The sequence below is a fragment of the Polaromonas sp. P1_A2 genome (assembly GCF_056406895.1).
Window position 1 is genome coordinate 995,566 of the sequence record NZ_JBFTZI010000002.1, and the last position, 16,478, is coordinate 1,012,043.

The 16,478-nt window shown below is 67.7% G+C and carries 12 protein-coding genes; 5 read left to right on the forward strand and 7 right to left on the reverse strand.

Annotated elements, in window-relative coordinates; genetic code table 11:
• Nucleotides 1-51 precede the first annotated feature (51 nt).
• The 5 genes from AC1D09_RS11735 to AC1D09_RS11755 all read right to left on the reverse strand — a co-directional run bounded on the left by AC1D09_RS11735 (nucleotide 52) and on the right by AC1D09_RS11755 (nucleotide 8,508).
• A complete protein-coding gene (locus AC1D09_RS11735; protein WP_477664427.1) occupies nucleotides 52-333 on the reverse strand; it encodes a hypothetical protein in 282 nt (93 codons plus the stop codon).
• A 15-nt stretch (nucleotides 334-348) separates the two neighbouring features.
• The gene (locus AC1D09_RS11740; RefSeq protein WP_477664428.1) at nucleotides 349-1,752 is read right to left on the reverse strand and encodes a TIGR03862 family flavoprotein; all 1,404 of its coding nucleotides are present in this window, start codon (nucleotides 1,750-1,752) and stop codon (nucleotides 349-351) included.
• Nucleotides 1,753-1,907: 155 nt separating this feature from the next.
• Nucleotides 1,908-2,540, reverse strand: coding sequence for a hypothetical protein (locus AC1D09_RS11745; protein WP_477664429.1), 633 nt, complete (start codon nucleotides 2,538-2,540; stop codon nucleotides 1,908-1,910).
• A 65-nt stretch (nucleotides 2,541-2,605) separates the two neighbouring features.
• Nucleotides 2,606-5,908: a UvrD-helicase domain-containing protein gene (locus AC1D09_RS11750; protein ID WP_477664430.1), complete on the reverse strand. Its 3,303-nt coding sequence runs from the start codon at nucleotides 5,906-5,908 to the stop codon at nucleotides 2,606-2,608.
• Nucleotides 5,905-8,508 carry a PD-(D/E)XK nuclease family protein gene (locus AC1D09_RS11755; protein ID WP_477664431.1) on the reverse strand — a complete coding sequence of 868 codons (2,604 nt, stop codon included), beginning with the start codon at nucleotides 8,506-8,508 and terminating at the stop codon, nucleotides 5,905-5,907. Before AC1D09_RS11755 ends, AC1D09_RS11750 begins: the two co-directional genes overlap by 4 nt.
• Nucleotides 8,509-8,687: 179 nt before the next feature.
• On the opposite strand from AC1D09_RS11755, the gene trxA reads away from it, so the two are divergent.
• The 5 genes from trxA (at nucleotide 8,688) to AC1D09_RS11780 (ending at nucleotide 14,388) form a co-directional block, all read left to right on the forward strand.
• Nucleotides 8,688-9,020, forward strand: a complete 333-nt coding sequence (trxA, locus tag AC1D09_RS11760; protein ID WP_477664432.1) for a thioredoxin TrxA — start codon at nucleotides 8,688-8,690, stop codon at nucleotides 9,018-9,020.
• A gap of 247 nt (nucleotides 9,021-9,267) precedes the next feature.
• Nucleotides 9,268-10,530 (forward strand): transcription termination factor Rho, encoded by a 1,263-nt coding sequence (gene rho, locus AC1D09_RS11765; protein WP_007875125.1) that lies wholly within the window; start codon nucleotides 9,268-9,270, stop codon nucleotides 10,528-10,530.
• 244 nt (nucleotides 10,531-10,774) lie between these two features.
• Complete coding sequence (locus AC1D09_RS11770; protein ID WP_074574709.1) at nucleotides 10,775-11,062, forward strand: type B 50S ribosomal protein L31; 288 nt, start codon at nucleotides 10,775-10,777, stop codon at nucleotides 11,060-11,062.
• A gap of 183 nt (nucleotides 11,063-11,245) precedes the next feature.
• A complete protein-coding gene (locus tag AC1D09_RS11775) occupies nucleotides 11,246-13,027 on the forward strand; it encodes a hypothetical protein (RefSeq protein ID WP_477664433.1) in 1,782 nt (593 codons plus the stop codon).
• Nucleotides 13,024-14,388 (forward strand): MATE family efflux transporter, encoded by a 1,365-nt coding sequence (locus tag AC1D09_RS11780; protein WP_477664434.1) that lies wholly within the window; start codon nucleotides 13,024-13,026, stop codon nucleotides 14,386-14,388. The genes AC1D09_RS11775 and AC1D09_RS11780 overlap by 4 nt, the downstream gene beginning before the upstream one ends.
• On the opposite strand, the gene phoR is transcribed toward AC1D09_RS11780, so the two are convergent.
• Together phoR and phoB are read right to left on the reverse strand one after the other, a co-directional pair.
• On the reverse strand, nucleotides 14,376-15,740 hold the full coding sequence (gene phoR, locus AC1D09_RS11785) for a phosphate regulon sensor histidine kinase PhoR (protein WP_477664435.1): 1,365 nt from the start codon (nucleotides 15,738-15,740) through the stop codon (nucleotides 14,376-14,378). The two genes, AC1D09_RS11780 and phoR, sit on opposite strands and share 13 nt — an antisense overlap.
• Nucleotides 15,737-16,471 (reverse strand): phosphate regulon transcriptional regulator PhoB, encoded by a 735-nt coding sequence (phoB, locus tag AC1D09_RS11790; RefSeq protein WP_477664436.1) that lies wholly within the window; start codon nucleotides 16,469-16,471, stop codon nucleotides 15,737-15,739. Before phoB ends, phoR begins: the two co-directional genes overlap by 4 nt.
• Between the last annotated feature and the right edge of the window lie 7 nt (nucleotides 16,472-16,478).

Consider the following 16,478-nt stretch of genomic DNA (forward strand, 5'->3'; position numbering starts at 1 on the left):
ATCGCACAAACTGAGAAAACCCGGTTCCGGGCCTGCGGGAGATATTTCGGCCTACCTGGCCGCCACTTCAATCGCCTCTGTCGTCTGCAGCGCATGTTGGGCGATCTGCGCCGAGGCCAGCGCCAGCGAGGCGAGCGCGTAGGTGCCGCTGATGATGCCCTTGTAGGCGACCTCCGCCCCAATGGCGTCCTGGCCCAGGCCTTCGGTGGCGGCGATGATGCAGGCCTCGACGCTATCGAGGCCGGCGTCACCAAACAGGTCTTCGCCTTCGTAGCTCACGCGGTACTCAAACTCGTCCTGCATCATGGGTTCGATGTGGAAACGGACAATCATGGCTTCCCCTTCTCTTCAGATTTCCAATGACAACCCGAAGTGCGCAATCAGGCCCTGCCCCGCTGCGCGGCCGCTGGCAAAACAGGCGGTCAGCAAATAGCCGCCTGTGGGCGCTTCCCAGTCCAGCATCTCGCCGGCGCAGAACACGGGCTGGCCTGGGCCTTTGAGGTTTTGCAATTGCAGTTGCGGGTTCATCGCTTCGAACATCACGCCGCCCGCGGTGCTGATGGCTTCGTCAATCGGCCGGGTGGCGGTCACGCGTACCGGCAAGGCCTTGATGCCGGCAGCCAGGCGCACCGGATCGGCGATCGCGTCCTTGCCCAGCAGTTCATACAGCATGGCGGCCTTGATGCCGTCCAGGTTGAGGCGGCTTTTCAGGTGGCTGGAGAGCGAGCGCGAGCCGCGCGGGTGGCGCACCTCGACCAGCACCTGTTCGGCGGATTTGTCCGGCAGCAGGTCCAGCATAAAGGTGGCGCTGCCGTGGGCGGCGATCTCGTCGCGCAGCAAACTGGACGCGGCATAGACCAGGCTGCCTTCGACGCCGGTGGTGGTGGCGATGAACTCGCCCTTGCGGCTGAAGCTGCGGCCGCGCGAGTCGGTGAAATGGATGGCGACGGACTTGAAGGGCTGGCCGGCAAAGCGGCTCGCGAAATGTTCGGTCCAGCCGGTGTGGGGCAGCGGGCTTTTGCCGATCAGTTCCTGCAAAAACTCGCGGCGGGTTTCACCGGCATCGGCGATGGCCTCCTGCAGTTGGGCCGGACTGTCGGGCCGCGCAGCCACGTCAAAGCCGCAATTGGAAGGCAGCAGCGGCGCAAGCGCCACGCCGCGCGCGGCCAGCAGCGGCACCCAGGCGCCGTCGGAGCCCAGCCGCGCCCAGCTACCGCCGCCCAGCGCCAGCACCACGGCATCGGCCTGCACCTGCACTTCGCCGGCGGGTGTTGCGAATTTCAACGCGCCGTCTTCGGCCCAGCCCAGCCAGCGGTGCCGCATGGAGAACTTGACGCCGGCCTGGCGCAGGCGCTGCAGCCAGGCGCGCAGCAGCGGCGCGGCCTTCATGTCCTTGGGAAACACGCGGCCCGAGCTGCCGATAAAGGTTTCCACGCCCAGGGCTTCGGCCCAGGCGCGCAGCTCGGTGGGGCCGAAGGCGGCCAGCAGCGGCTGCAGTTGCGCGGCGCGCTCGCCGTAACGGCCCACAAAGGCCTGGGGCGCTTCGGAATGCGTGAGGTTGAGCCCGCCTATGCCGGCCAGCAAAAACTTGCGGCCCACCGAGGGCATGGCGTCATAGACCTCGACCCTCAGGGCCGCGCCGGCGCCGGCCAGTACCTCGGCGGCCATCAGGCCGGCGGGCCCGCCGCCTATGACGGCCACGCGCAATGCGGCGGCCGGGGTGGAGTCAAGAGAGGATGCGCCAGATGTCAAGGAGGTTCCGCATGCAGCGGCCACAGGTTAAACAGGAAAATCGGAAGGTTCGCGGTCGCGAACACAAAGCGCCTCAAACGGGCGCGGCTCGGCGGAACAGGATGGCCCGATTATTACAGGGAGAGGCCGCTGGGATAGCGACCGGCCACCGGTCCTTACATGGGCGGCGCAAAACCATTGCGCCCGACGATCACGCGCAGCGCGGTCGGCTTGCCGCCCTGCGCCTGGGCGGTGATCATCACTTTGGCGCCGGGTACCAGCAGCGTGTTTTCATCGGCCTTGCCGGGCTTGAAGGACACCACGGGCGCATCGGGCGGCACGATGACGGTTTTTTCGCCGTCTTTGTACTTCAGCGTGAGCTTTTGCCCGCCGGGCACCGTCGAAGGCGCGGCGGCCAGGTCGGCCACGGTGGCATTGGTCATGGTGCTCTCGGGCCGCAAGTCCCAGGGGCGGTGGCCTTCGCCGGTGCCGCGCGCGGCTTCGGGGAACACCACGACTTCGAGCGCCAGCTGGCTGCCGTCGGCCTGCGGCATGGCGGCCGTGCCTATATAGCTGCCGGGCTTGATGTCGGCCAGCGCCAGCGGAAAGACTTCCGAGACATCCATCGCGGCGGGCCGCACCAAGGTAATGACTTCACCGCTGCGCTCCCTGACGGTGAGGCTGGTGGCATCGATTTTTTCAATCGTGGCGCGCAGGCGCAGCGTGGGGTTGGCTGGCGCGGGGCTTTGCGCCAGGGCCAGCGGCAGGGTGGCCGCCAGGGCCAGGGAAGCGGCGAAGTGCTTGAACATGGGGTGCCTTTCAGCCGGCGTGGAGTGGAAGGAATAGGAATGGGCGCCGGACAGGCCCGGTGTGATCAGTCAACGAGGACCACAGTTCCCTGCCCCGTCAGAAAAGCCGCTTTGACCGGCGCGCCCGGGTAGATGCGCTGCACCGCCGCGCGATAGGCCTGCAACTGCGCGACCAGCGCGGGCTGGCGCTGCGGGGCGGTGGCCGATTTGTAATCCAGCACCCACCAGTGGCCTTCATGGCCGGCGTCCTTGCGCTGCACCAGGCGGTCCAGCCGCAGCGCCTGGCCGGCATAGACCAGATCGACTTCATTGCCCTGCCAGGCCAGCACCTCGGGCCGCCACGCCCAGGCGCCCTCGCCGGCCAGGATGCGGCCGGCCAGCGCGGCCGACTGCGCGGCCTGGGCCGGGCTCAGGCGGAACTCGCGCGCCGCGGCCACCACCTGTTCGGGCAACAAGGCACCGCCCCACTCGAGCAGACGGTGCATGGCCTTGCCGATGCGGGCCTTGAGGGAATCCTCGTCGAGACGCTGCACGTCGGGCGGCTCCGGCATCAGGACTTGGGGCAGCTCGGGCAATTCGGGCAGGTAGAACACGCCGGCATCGGCCGCGTCCGGGCGCCGGCCCGCCGTTTCATCGGCCACTGGCGCGGGCAGTTCGCCCAGCAAGCCCTGCAGGCGCTGCCACCAGCTTTCGGTGGTCACGCGGTGCGGCTCGATGGACGAAATCACCAGGGTGTGGCGCGCGCGCGTGAGCGCCACATAAAGCGCATTGAGTTCTTCACGCTTGCGGGCGGCCTGCTCGGCGGCCAGGGTGTCGGTGGCGCAGGCCGGAGGCCGGCTTTCGCTGACCAGGAAGACAAACTTGCGCGGCTCGGTGGCCTCGCCGGGCCAGTCGACCAGCACGCCCATGCTGTCGGCATTGCGCTCGACGGTGTCGGTGTCCAGCAGCAGCACGGCCTCGGCCTCCAGGCCCTTGGCGCCGTGAATCGTCAGCAGGCGCACGGCTTCGCCGCTGACAGTGGCCGGCGCCTGCGTGCCGCCGGCCTTGAGGGCGCGCACAAAACCATAGGGCGTGGCGTAGCGGCCGCCGTCCAGTTCCAGCGACACACCCAGCAGCGCGCGCAAATTGGCCAGCACCGCGCCGCGTTGCGCGGTGGGCGCCGCGGCGCCAAAACGCGCCAGCACGTCGCCGTCGTCGTAAATGCCTTGCAGCGCGTCGTGCGGCGGCAGGCTGTCGAGCCAGCTTTTCCAGCGCGCCAGCGTTGCGCCCAGGCCTTGCAGTTCGGGCGCCAGCAGTTCTTCTTTCTGCAGCAGCTCGTACCAGGGCTTGCCGTGTTCGCGCTGCAGCAAAGCCAGATGCACCAGTCCATCATCGGACAGACCGAACAGCGGCGAACGCAACGCGCGCGCCAGCGACAAATCATGCTGCGGCGACACCAGCACGTCGAGCAGCGCCACCATGTCCAGCACCTCGCAGCAGTCAATCAGCTCGGTTTTTTCGCCGACCTGGGCGGGAATGTGCAGGGCGCGCAGCTCGTCCTGCAGCGGCAGCAGGCCGGCACGCTTGCGCGACAGCACCATCACGTCCTGGGGCCGCAGCCCGCCGGCGATCTGCTCCGAAATCCAGGCGGCGGCCTGTCGGGCTTCGCGCGTGCGCAGGGTTTCCTCGGGCAGTTCGCGCGGGGTGGTCAGGCTGTCGCGCCAGCCGGCGGCCAGCGGCGAGGCTTCTTCCTCGTCCTTGCTGCGCGGAACCGGCGGCAGGCGGCCCACGGCGCCGGCCAGGCCCGAGGCCGTGGTGTGCTCGCGAAAGCCCTCATAGGCGTCGGCTTCGCGCGCCGTCACCATGGCGGCGTTGACGGTGTCTATCACGGCCTCGGCATTGCGGCGCGTGTGGTCGCAGCTGAGCAGATCGCCGCCCAGGCCGTGCACCACAAAAGCCTGCGCGGCGCGAAAGACCTGCGGCTCGGCGCGGCGGAAGCGGTAAATGCTTTGTTTCGGGTCTCCCACCAGGAAGACACTGGGCGCCGTGCCCGCGCCCGAATAACCGATCAGCCAGGAATACAGGGCCTGCCACTGCAGCGGGTTGGTGTCCTGGAACTCGTCGATCATCAGGTGGCGTATGCGCGCGTCCAGGCGCTCCTGCACCCAGCCCGAGAGCACAGGGTCGGCCAGCATCAGCAGCGCGGCGCGCTCGACGTCGTTCATGTCGACCCAGCCGCGTTCGCGCTTGAGGGCGGTGAACTGCGCGATCAGCACGCGGCTCAGGCGCGCCATGCGCTGCTGGTGCTGCCAGGCGTCGTGCTGCTGGCGGGCCGCGACCACACGCAGCACCAGGTCCTGGGCGATGCGCACCTGTTCGATGCCGATGATTTTTTCGCCGAACTTGCGCGGCGTGCCTTTTTCGGTCAGCAGGGCCGCGATGGCAGCCGGGAAGTCGCCGGCCGTCAGCGCCTGTTCGAGCTCCACGCCCTTGGCCGAAAAAGTCGGCGCGCTGGCCCGGCCCAGGGCCATGGCGGCGTCCCTCAGGGTCTGCCGGTGAAAGCGGTTGGTGCTGAGAAGTTCTTCGGGCTCATCCAGCCCGCCGAATTCGGTGAACTGCGCCGCGAAGGGCTGCACAGAGGCGGCGATCACGCCTTTTTCGTCGGCCAGCGTGAATTCGGTGCGCTTGTCGAGCGCAGCCTGCAAAGCCTTGTCGGCCTGGAAGCGGCCGTGGGTGAGCACCACGGCCTCGAAGTCGGCCTTGAGCGCAGCGTCGAGCGCGACCGCCGCGTAAAAACGCCGCCAGACCAGGGCGCGCGCGGGTGCGTCGTCTTCGAGCAGCTCGTAGTTGACGGGCAGCTCCAGCCGCTGCAGCACCGCGACCGGCGCGCTGCGCAGCAAGGCCGCGAACCAGCTGTGGAAGGTGCGTATCTGCACCGAACGCCCGCTGGCCAGGATGGAACGGTAGAGATTGGACAGCTGCTCGCGCAGCTGCTGCGCGGCCTGCCGGCCCTTGGCGCCGGCCAGGTCCAGCTGTACGCCGCGCATGTCCAGCTCGCGCTGCAAGGTGGCGTCGTCGGCGTGGGCAAAGGCCTTGAGCCAATCGTCCAGGCGCTCGCGCATTTCGCCGGCGGCTTTTTTGGTGAAGGTGATGGCCAGGATTTCATGCGGCAAGACCTGCTGGCCGGGCGCGGCCGTGGCGCCGTCCAGCAGGGCGCGCACGATGCGCGAGACCAGCATCCAGGTCTTGCCGGCGCCGGCGCAGGCCTCGACCGCGACGCTGCGCCGCGGGTCGCAGGCAATCGCATAAAAGGCCTCGGCCGAGACCGGCTCGCCGTTGCATTCGTAGGCGGCGGTGTGGGCGACCAGCGTATTGGCCAGTGGGGTCATGCGCCCTCCTCCCCGGCTGTGGCTTCTTCGTCCAGGCTCCAGAAGTCCTTGCGGCATAAGCCTCTGGCCGCGCAGTAATCGCAGGCCTTGCCCTCGCCCAGCGCCGGCAGCGCCGCGCCGCGCGCGATGCGCGCCATGTCGGTGAGGATGCTGTCTATCAGTTCGTCGCGCAGGCCGACGATCTCGGGTTGTTCGTAAGTTTTGGTCGGCTCTTTTTCACCGAGGTTGACATAGGCCGCGGCCAGGGTGTCGTCGCTCATGAGCGCGGCGTAAAAGGCCAGTTGCGTGTCTTCCTGGCCGCCCTTGATGCGGTCGGCGGTGGTGGCGCGCGGCTCGGTCTTGTAGTCGATCAGCAGCGCGTGGCCGTCGGCCTGGCGGTCTATGCGGTCCAGCTTGCCGAGCAAGGTCAGCTCGCCCAGCGGCATTTCGCGCCAGACCTCGGCTTCGTCAAAGCTGGCGCCGCTAGCTTCGTGCCCGGCCAGCCATTCGAGGTAGCCTTCGCGCACGCCGGGCCAGGCGGCGGCAAAAGGCAGGAATTCACTTTCAGTGAGCGCCAGTTCCTGGGCGGCGCGGTCGGCGGCCGTGTCCATCATGGTGGCGCGGACGGCCGGGTCGTCGGTAGGCTGCGCTTTCAGTGCTTCATGGAAATGCCGCAACAGGCCGTGCAGCCAATTGCCGAAGTCGCGCTTGCCGAGTTCGCTTTCAAGCTCCTCGGGCTCCTGCAGCTTGAGCTGGCGCAACGCGAAGAAACGATAAGGGCAGCGGCGCAGGTCTTCATAGGCGCTGGCCGACAGCCGCGTGAGGGGCAAGGCCTCGCCGGTCGGAAAGGGGTGCGGTGTGGGCTGGATGTCCACGGCGCGCAGGCTGCGCGGATCGGCGGCGGCTTGCGTTTCTTGGAGGGCGTCGTCCTGCGCCAGCAGCAGTTCCTGCACAAAGCCGCTGGGGATCAGGTGTTCGCCGGCTTCGCTGCTGCGCCACAGCACGTCGACCCGGGGCGCCTGCAGGGCGTAATGCCAGGCCTGGCGAGCCGCGGCGGCCAGGGTCTCGCGCGAGGGCAGGCCCAGCAGTTCGCGCTGGGTGGGCGTCCAGGGGCCGGCGGGCTCGGGCGAGACCGGCAGGCGGATCTCGTCGCAGCCGGGCAGCACCACGGCGCGCATGGGCCGGCCCAGCAGCTGCGGCAGCGGCAGGATCACTACCTGCTCGGCCGCCGGGTGCGGCGGCGCGAACTTGCCGCCTTCGAGTGCCTGGTTGGCCCATTGGGTGAAATCATGCAGGCGCATGACCGGCGAGGCCTGGAATTCAATCTCGGCGCCCTCGTGCAGGCGCAGCACCTCGAGCACGGCCTGGCCGGCTTCGTCTTCGGCCAGCGCCTCCCACTGGCCGGCCGCCTGCAGTGCGGCACGCAGGTCGCGCAGCCACACGGCCAGCGGGCGGGCGCGGGCCAGGGGCGCGCGCAACGCATTGGCCTGCAGGGCCAGCGGCTGGGTGGCCATAAAGGCCGGTGGCACGATGTCTTCGGCGGCAAATTCCGGCAGGTCGCGCCAGGCGCGCACGCCGACGCGGCGCAGCTCGGTTTCGGCGGCGGTCACCAGCATGGGCTCAAAAGCGGGCGCATTCTTGAGCCAGTCGAGCACGGCGTCTGTCGAAGCATCCCAGGGCAAGGCGCGCAGCAGGCTCATGAGGCCGGCGGCGGCGCGCGTGGTGGACAGCTTCCAGCCGGTTTCATCGCGCATGGCGATGCCGCGCTCGGCCAGCATGGCGCCCACGCGGCGTGTCAGCTGGCGGTCCTGCGCGATCAGGGCGACCGGGCTGCGGCCCTGCGCCAGGTGGGCCAGCACGCAGGCGGCGGCGCGGCCGGCTTCGTCTTCGGCGTCCTGGGCGGCATGCAGGGCAGGCGGCGGGCCGGCTTGCAGGGGGATGCACAGGGGGATGGACAGGGACAGCTCGCCGAAATGGGCTTTGAGCGCCTCGGTCAGCGGGTCGGCCTGGAAGCCTTCGAGCACGGCGAACAGCAGGGGCCGGGCCTGGAACAGGCGGTCGGTCGGGTAGGCCGAGGCCGCGGCCCAGGCCAGCGCGATGCGGCCCACGGCGGCTTCGAGCGCCAGCACCGGCGAATCCAGTCCCGCGCCCAGGGTCTGGGCCAGCCCTTCGCTCCAGGCGCGGCGCCTGGCCGGCATGACGGCGGCGGCCACGCCGGCCAGGCTCCAGGCGGCCTCGACCAGGCGGCCGGCCAGCGCATCCTGCTGGCTGCCCAGCCCGGCGCGCTCCAGCAGCGAGGCGGCGGTGAGCATGTCGACGGCCACGTCCATGCGCAAATCGTCACCCGAGGGCGTGAACAGGCCCAGCGTGCCACCCAGGCCGCCGGCCCAGTTCATGGTGGTTTCAAAACGCGGGACAAAAAAGGTGTCGCCGGCCTGCGCGGCCCAGGCCTGGCGCGCCTGCTGGATCAGCTGGGCATAGGGCAGCAGCACGACGCATTCGGCCGGGTGCACGCCGCGCGCCTCGATGGCCGCGGCCAGCGCGGCCATGGCCTGGCGCCAGCACCGCGCATCAGGCGGGGCGGCGGTGTCGGCAAGGTCGGCGATGGAGGCTGGTGGCATGAGTAGGGTTTGCGACGGGCGACAGGGGGCAACTTGGGACGGGCCGCGGGCGGATTGAGCGGATGGCTATCAGGGTGATAGCCCCTGCCTGCCCGACCCGGCCACTTGCTTTCTGCCACAATGACTGCAACTTTAGCCCTACGTATCGTAACCATCCTAACCAAGACAAAGGAGCCGCCATGGCGAGCGAACTGATCAAACATACCACCGATGCCACCTTCGAAGCCGATGTGCTGCAATCCACCAAACCCGTGCTGGTGGATTACTGGGCCGAATGGTGCGGTCCGTGCAAGATGATCGCTCCCATCCTGGATGAAGTGGCGACCGGCTACGACGGCAAGCTGCAGATCGCCAAGATGAACGTGGACGAAAACCGCGACATCCCCGCCAAGTTCGGCATACGCGGCATCCCCACGCTGATGCTGTTCAAGGACGGCCAGTTGGCCGCCACCAAGGTCGGCGCCATGAGCAAGGCCCAATTGACCGCCTTCATCGACCAGCAACTGGCCTGAAGCTTCGCGCCGGAAAAGGAAGCACGGCGCCCCGCCGCTTCCTGACCGGCGCCCCTCCCCCGGGCACCCGCCCCGCGCGCATGAAATTAGCCCCCGTTTCCCGCCTGAATTTCCTGTCATAATGTGCCTTATTCACCGGTACGGCCCGCGCCGCCCGGTTCGAGTTGCCGGTTTGTAAGCCACCTTCTGCGGCTTCTTTTCAAACCTCCCCCGTTTTCCATCAATGAACTCCGCAAGGAGTAATTCCATGCACTTAAACGAACTCAAGGCACTGCACGTGTCTGAAGTCCTCAAGCAGGCCGAAGCCCTTGAGATCGAAAACGTCGGCCGCATGCGCAAGCAGGAGCTGATGTTCGCCATCATCAAAAAACGTGCAAAAACCGGCGAGACCATCGTGGCCGACGGCGTGCTGGAAGTGCTGCCCGACGGTTTCGGCTTCCTGCGAGCCCCTGACTCAAGCTACACCGCGTCCACCGACGACATCTACATCAGCCCCAGCCAGATCCGCCGCTTCAACCTGCATACCGGCGACATGATCGAAGGCGAAGTGCGCACCCCCAAGGACGGCGAACGCTACTTCGCGCTGAACAAGCTCGACAAGGTCAACGACGGCCTGCCCGAAGACAACAAGCACAAGGTCATGTTCGAGAACTTGACCCCGCTGTTCCCGCGCGAGCAGTTCAAGCTCGAGCGCGACATCAAGGGCGAAGAAAACCTGACCAGCCGCATCATCGACATCGTCTCGCCCATCGGCAAAGGCCAGCGCGCCCTGCTGGTGGCGCCGCCCAAGTCCGGCAAGACCGTGATGATGCAGAATATCGCCCACGCCATCACCGCCAACTACCCCGAAGTGGTCATGATGGTGCTGCTGGTGGACGAACGCCCCGAGGAAGTGACCGAAATGCAGCGCAGCGTGCGCGGCGAGGTGATTTCTTCCACCTTCGACGAACCCGCCGCGCGCCACGTGCATGTGGCCGAAATGGTGATCGAACGCGCCAAGCGCCTGGTCGAGCTCGGCAAGGACGTGGTCATCCTGCTGGACTCCATCACCCGCCTGGCCCGCGCCTACAACAACGTGCTGCCCTCCTCCGGCAAGGTGCTGACCGGCGGCGTCGACGCCAACGCGCTGCAGCGCCCCAAGCGCTTTTTCGGCGCGGCCCGCAACATTGAAGAAGGCGGCAGCCTGACCATCATCGGCACGGCCCTGGTCGACACCGGCAGCCGCATGGACGAAGTGATCTTTGAGGAATTCAAGGGCACCGGCAACTGCGAAATCCACCTGGACCGCCGCCTCTACGAAAAACGCGTGTTCCCGGCCATCCACCTCAACCGCAGCGGCACCCGCAAGGAAGAACTGCTGCTTGCACCCGAAATCCTCCAAAAATCGCGGATTTTGCGTCAATTCATGTACAACATGGATGAAATCGAGTCCATGGAGCTCATGCTCAAGAACATGAAGGCCACCAAGAACAACCACGAATTCTTCGACATGATGAGGCGAGGCGGCTAGAACGTGGCCCCCACAGTCGCTCACTTCGTGTAGCTCCTTGCCCCCCGAGGGGGCCGCTGCGCCTGCGGCCCGGCAAAGCCGGTTCCGCGGCCCCCGCTGGGTTGGGATCGGAGCCCTCCGTGGGAAATCTACCATTTTTGGGCTAAAACGGCGCTAAGTGCTTGATTTCATGCCATAATCTATGGCTTAGCGGAAAGTGCCCAGGACTGGCTTGTGTGGCTCCCGCATCGAACAAGGAAAGATCATGAAAGAAGGCATTCACCCCAACTACCGCGAAGTTTGTTTCCTGGACCTGTCCAACAACTTCAAGTTCGTCACCCGCTCCTGCGTCAACACCAAAGAAATGGTGACCATGGAAGACGGCCGCGAACTGCCCCTGTACAAGCTCGATACGTCCAGCGAATCGCACCCCTTCTACACCGGCACGCAAAAATCCGTGGACAACATGGGCGGTCGCGTCGAGAAATTCCGCAACCGTTTCGGCAAAACCACCGCCGCCGCCAAAGAGGCCGCGCCCGAAGCTGCGAAGTAAGCTGCGAATCCTTTCGCCAGCCTGCAAAAAGCAGCCTGAATTTCAGGCTGCTTTTTTTTCGGCAAAATTTGCCGGCAGCCGCAAAACCTCGCGGCCCGGTTTGACGCAAAATCACCGGTGGCCCGGGATGGCGGCCCGGCAGTCTTGCCGGCCCTTCCCCGCACTTTCCCGACTCCAACCGTTTTGAACAAACCTTCACCCGCCATCATTGCCCAGTCCGCCGTGCGCCGCCTGCCGCGGCTTGCGCTGCTGCTGTTCTGCGCGGCCTATGTGCTGCCGGGCTTTCTGGGGCGCGGGCCCTGGAAGAACGAGGACATCGCGGCCTTCGGCGTGATGCGCGAACTGGCCTCCACGGTGGCCAACTGGCTGCAGCCGCAGCTGCTGGGCCGGGCCACCGAATTTGACGCACTGGCGCCCTACTGGCTGGGCGCGATCGCGATCAAATGGCTGCCTTTCCTGGACCCGGCCCTGGCGGTGCGGGTGCCCTTTGTGGGGCTGCTGGTGCTGACCCTGCTGGCCACCTGGTACGCCGTTTATTACCTGGCGCGCAGCCCGCTGGCCCAGCCGGTCGCCTTCGCCTTTGGCGGCGAAGCCAGCCCGGTGGACTATGCCCGGGCCATTGCCGACGCCGGCCTGCTGGCGCTGATCGCCAGCCTGGGCCTGGCGCAGCTCTCCCACGAAACCACGCCGGCGCTGGCGCAGCTGGGCTTTACGGCGCTGGCTTTTTACGCCATGGCGGCCAGCCCTTACCGCCGAGCCACCAAAATCCTGGGGCCGGCCTTCGGCCTGCTGATCGGCCTGGCCGGGCTCACCCTGAGCGGTGCACCCACGCTGGCCCTGCTGCTGGGCGCGGGCGGCGCGCTGGTGGAATGGATGCACATGCACTGGGGCGCCGACCAGACGGACCCGGCAGCCAGGCAGCAGTCCTGGCACTGGGTGCTGCTGATCACCGGCATCACGCTGGGGGTCGCGCTGCTGGCCTACAGCCTGGACCTCTGGCGCTGGCGCATCCACCTGCCAGGCAGCGACGACACTTCCGCCTGGAAGGACTGGCGCAGCCTGGGGCGCCTGCTGCTGTGGTTCACCTGGCCGGCCTGGCCGCTGGCAATGTGGACGCTTTACCGCTGGCGCCGCCAGCTGGCCAGCCGCCACGTCGCCCTGCCGCTGTGGTTTGCCGCCATGGCTGTGGCCGCCACGCTGACCACCACGGCCTCGGACCGCAGCCTGCTGCTGAGCCTGCCGCCGCTGGCCGCGCTGGCCGCCTTCGCGCTGCCCACGCTCAAGCGCAGCGTGGCTTCGCTGATCGACTGGTTCACGCTGCTGTTTTTCACCGGCTGCGGCATCATCATCTGGGTGGTCTGGATCGCCATGCAGACCGGCGTGCCGCGCCAGCCCGCCGCCAACGTGGCCAAGCTTGCGCCCGGCTTCGAGCCCAGCTTTTCCTGGCTGGCCTTTGTGTTTGCGCTGGCCGCCACCCTGGCCTGGACCTGGCTCGTCAAATGGCGGGCCGGCGCGCAGCGCGCGGCCGTCTGGAAATCGCTGGTGCTGCCGGCCGGCGGCGCTACCTTGTGCTGGCTGCTGCTGATGACGCTGTGGCTGCCGCTGCTCGACTACGCGCGCAGCTTCGCGCCCATGTCGCGCCAGATCGCCAGCCTGGTGGACAAAAACGCCTGCGTCGAGATCTACGGCATAGGCAGCGCCCAGGCCGCCGCCCTGCAGTACCACGGCCGGCTTGAGCTGCGCCAGGCCGGCGCGCAGGCCAGTTGCCCCTACCTGATCGTCGACGTCGAAGCCCAGCCCACACTCAGCAGCAGGGTCAACCTGCCCGACTGGGCCTTCCAGGCCACGGTGCGCCGCCCCACGGACAAGACCGAAAACGTGCTGCTCTACAAGCGGGTCAGCCAGGACGGCCCGGCCAAACCACCCGCCCCGTCCCGCCGCACCAACGGCAAAGCCAAGCCTTGAGCGAGCTCAAGGTCATCAGCCGGCACGCGGGCACGGTGCTGGTCGGGCAGCTGGCCGTCATGGCTTTTGGCGTGGCCGACACCGTGATCGCGGGCCGCTACAGCGACGAGGCGCTGGCCGCGCTGTCGGTCGGCTCGGCCCTTTATGTCAGCGTGTATGTGGGGCTGATCGGCATCGTGCAGGCGCTGTTGCCCATCTGGTCCGAGATGCTGGGCGCGCGGCGCCATGAGGCGGTGGGTGCCTCGCTGCGGCAAAGCATGTACCTGTGCGGCTTCATCGTGGCGGTGGGCATGGCCGCCATGCTGTTTCCCGGCCCGCTGCTGCGCTGGGCCCAGGTGCCCGAGCTGATGCGGGACGAGGTGCAGCATTACCTCGCGGTGCTGGCTTTTGCCTTCGCGCCCTCGCTGCTGTTTCGCATCTACAGCACCTTCAACCAGTCGCTGGGCAAACCGCTGCTGGTCACCTGGCTGCAGGTCGGTGCCCTGCTGGTGAAGATTCCGCTGTCGATCTGGCTGGTGGCCGGCGGCGCCGGCGTGGAGCCCATGGGCGCCGTGGGCTGCGCCTGGGCCACGCTGGTCGTGAACTACCTGCTGCTGGCGCTGGCCCTGCTGATGCTGCGCACCCGGCCCATGTACCTCCCTTACCGCATCTGGGAGCGCATGGAGCGGCCCGACTGGTCGCAGATCGGCAACTTCGCGCGCCTGGGCATCCCGGGCGGCCTGGCCTACCTGGTGGAGGTGACCTCGTTCACGCTGATGGCCCTTTTTATCGCCCGCCTGGGCACGGTCGCCTCGGCCAGCCACCAGATCGCCTCCAGCGTGGCGGCGGTGCTGTACATGATGCCGCTGTCGATGGCAATTGCCTGCAGCGCCCGGGTGTCCTTCTGGATGGGCGCCGGCCGGCCGGACTATGCAAGGCGCGTGGTGCTGCTGGGGCTCAAGCTGACCGGGCTGGCCGCGCTCACGCTGGGGGGTTTTGTGGCCATGGCCGGGCCTTTGCTGGCGCGCTGGTATTCGGGCAGCCCGGAAATCATCGCGCTGGCTTCCTCGTTGCTGGTGTGGGTGGCCTTCTACCATGTGGCCGACGCGACCCAGGCCCTGACCGCGTTTTTGCTGCGCTGCTACCGCATCACCATCATGCCGCTGGCGCTGTACGGCGTGCTGCTGTGGGGCCTGGGTTTGCTGGGCGGCTACCGCCTGGCCTACGGGGGCATCGCGGGCCATGCGGCCACCCAGTCGGCCGCCAGCTTCTGGGCCGCCAGCACGGTGGCCATCGCGCTGGTGGCGGCCTGTTTCCTGGGTTTGCTGTGGCACGCCGTGAGGCGCAGCCTGCGGGTGGCGCCGGCCGCTCAGGCGGCCTGAGCCAGCTGCACCCGGCGCACACGCGCGGCCGGAAAGACGATCGAAAAACAGGAACCCTGCCCCGGCTCGCTTTCGATGTGCAGTTCGGCCCCATGGCGCTGCGCCACGTGCTTGACGATGGCCAGGCCCAGGCCGGTGCCGCCGGTCTCGCGTGAGCGGCTGCGGTCTATGCGGTAAAAGCGCTCGGTCAGCCGCGGCAGGTGTTCGGGCGCGATACCGGGGCCGGTGTCCCTGACCTTGAACTCGCCGCGGCCGTCTTCCAGCAGCGTCCAGCTCACGCGCACCAGGCCGCCCTCGGGCGTATAGCGCACCGCGTTGGTCACGAGGTTGGACATGGCGCTGTACAGCTCGGTCTGCACGCCGGCGATTTCCGAGACCGGGCCGGACTCGAACTCCAGGCGGTGCCCTTGCGGCCCGATCACCGCCGACAAGGCCCTGGCCTCCTGCTCGCACTGGGCCAGCAGCGCGCTCAGCGTCATCCAGTCATTGGCACCCGGGAAGGGGCTGCCTTCCAGGCGCGACAGGGTCAGCAAATCGCTGACCAGGGTCTGCATGCGCTGCGATTGCTGCGACATCAAGGCCAGGTAACGGGCACGCTCGGGCTCCTTGAGCGGCAGGGTCTGCAGGGTCTCGATAAAGCCGGACAGCACCGTCAGCGGCGTGCGGATCTCATGCGACACATTGGCCACGAAATCGCGGCGCATGGCTTCGGCCAGCTCCACGGCCGTGATGTCGCGCGACAGCAGCAGCTTGCGGTCCTTGCCGTAGGAATGCACATGGACCGACAGCTTCACCGGGCGCGCCGGCGTGCTGGCGCTGCCCGGGATGACCACGTCGTGCGTGAAGTTGCCGGTCGCCATATAGGCCTTGAAGGCCGGGTCGCGCACCAGGTTGGCGATGTGCTGCATCACGTCGCGCTGGGCGTCGAAGCCGAAATGCTGGCTGGCCATCTGGTTGCACCATTCGATGCGGCCCTGCGCGTCGAGCAGCACCACGCCGCTGGGCGAGGCCTGCATGGCCGCCAGGAACTCGTCGAGGCGGGCCTGGCTTTCCTGGTACTGCTGGTCGCGGTTCTTGAGCAGCCGGCGGGTCCGGTCGGCGACCTCGCCCCAGACACCGGGCAGGCTGGGCGCGTTGCCGGCCATCACGGCGGGCGTGTCGTTGTTTTGCTCGGCACGCAGCCAGCGCAGCAGCCGGTTGATGAAGAAGCTGTCTATCACCAGCCAGACCATGGCCGCCACCGCCAGCCCTATGCCCAGGCCGAAGCTCAGGCCGTTGACGGTGCGCGCCCAAAAGCCCAAACCGCCGCCCACAAGCATGCAGGCGGCGAAAACAATCCACCGGTTGATCATGCGCTGGATTGTGCAGCAGCCACCGGGCTGTTGGCGGCTACCGCGGCCATCGCGGTCAGCCGGTAACCGGCGCCGCGCACGGTTTCCACCATGGTGCCCGCCGAGCCCAGGGCCTCGCGCAGGCGTTTGACGTGGACGTCGACGGTGCGCTCTTCAATGAAGACGTGGTCGCCCCAGACCTTGTCGAGCAGGGAGCTGCGGCTGTGCACGCGCTCGGCATGCTTCATCAGGTAATGCAGCAGCTTGAACTCGGTCGGGCCCAGCTTGAGCTCCTGGCCCAGGTAGGCAATGCGGTGCGTCGCGGCGTCCAGCACCAGCCCGCCCACGGTCACGCTGTCGTTCACCGACTCGGGCGCGCGGCGGCGCAGCACGGCGCGTATGCGCGCCAGCAGCTCCTGGGTGGAAAAAGGCTTGGTGATGTAGTCGTCGGCGCCGGCGTCCAGCCCGGCGACCTTGTCGGGTTCGTCGCCGCGCGCCGTCAGCATCAGGATGGGAATGCTTTTGGTGCGTGCCTGCTTGCGCCAGTGGCGCGCCAGCGCCAGGCCGCTTTGCCCCGGCAGCATCCAGTCCAGCAGGATGGCGTCGGGCAGCACGGCGTCGAGTTCGCGCTGGGCCGACACACTGTCTTCCGCCACCACGGGGTCAAAGCCGCCATGCCGCAGGTTGACGGCAATCAACTCGGCAATGGCCGGCTCGTCTTCAACTATCAGTATGCGTGGCAGGTGTTTCATTCCGTCT

Bases quoted from the DNA above. Each gene is read 5' to 3' on its own strand.
- phoR (WP_477664435.1), bottom strand. From the start codon at position 15,740: ATGATCAACCGGTGGATTGTTTTCGCCGCCTGCATGCTTGTGGGCGGC.
- AC1D09_RS11735 (WP_477664427.1), bottom strand. From the start codon at position 333: ATGATTGTCCGTTTCCACATCGAACCCATGATGCAGGACGAGTTTGAG.
- rho (WP_007875125.1), top strand. From the start codon at position 9,268: ATGCACTTAAACGAACTCAAGGCACTGCACGTGTCTGAAGTCCTCAAG.
- AC1D09_RS11750 (WP_477664430.1), bottom strand. From the start codon at position 5,908: ATGACCCCACTGGCCAATACGCTGGTCGCCCACACCGCCGCCTACGAA.
- AC1D09_RS11755 (WP_477664431.1), bottom strand. From the start codon at position 8,508: ATGCCACCAGCCTCCATCGCCGACCTTGCCGACACCGCCGCCCCGCCT.
- phoB (WP_477664436.1), bottom strand. From the start codon at position 16,471: ATGAAACACCTGCCACGCATACTGATAGTTGAAGACGAGCCGGCCATT.
- trxA (WP_477664432.1), top strand. From the start codon at position 8,688: ATGGCGAGCGAACTGATCAAACATACCACCGATGCCACCTTCGAAGCC.
- AC1D09_RS11745 (WP_477664429.1), bottom strand. From the start codon at position 2,540: ATGTTCAAGCACTTCGCCGCTTCCCTGGCCCTGGCGGCCACCCTGCCG.
- AC1D09_RS11770 (WP_074574709.1), top strand. From the start codon at position 10,775: ATGAAAGAAGGCATTCACCCCAACTACCGCGAAGTTTGTTTCCTGGAC.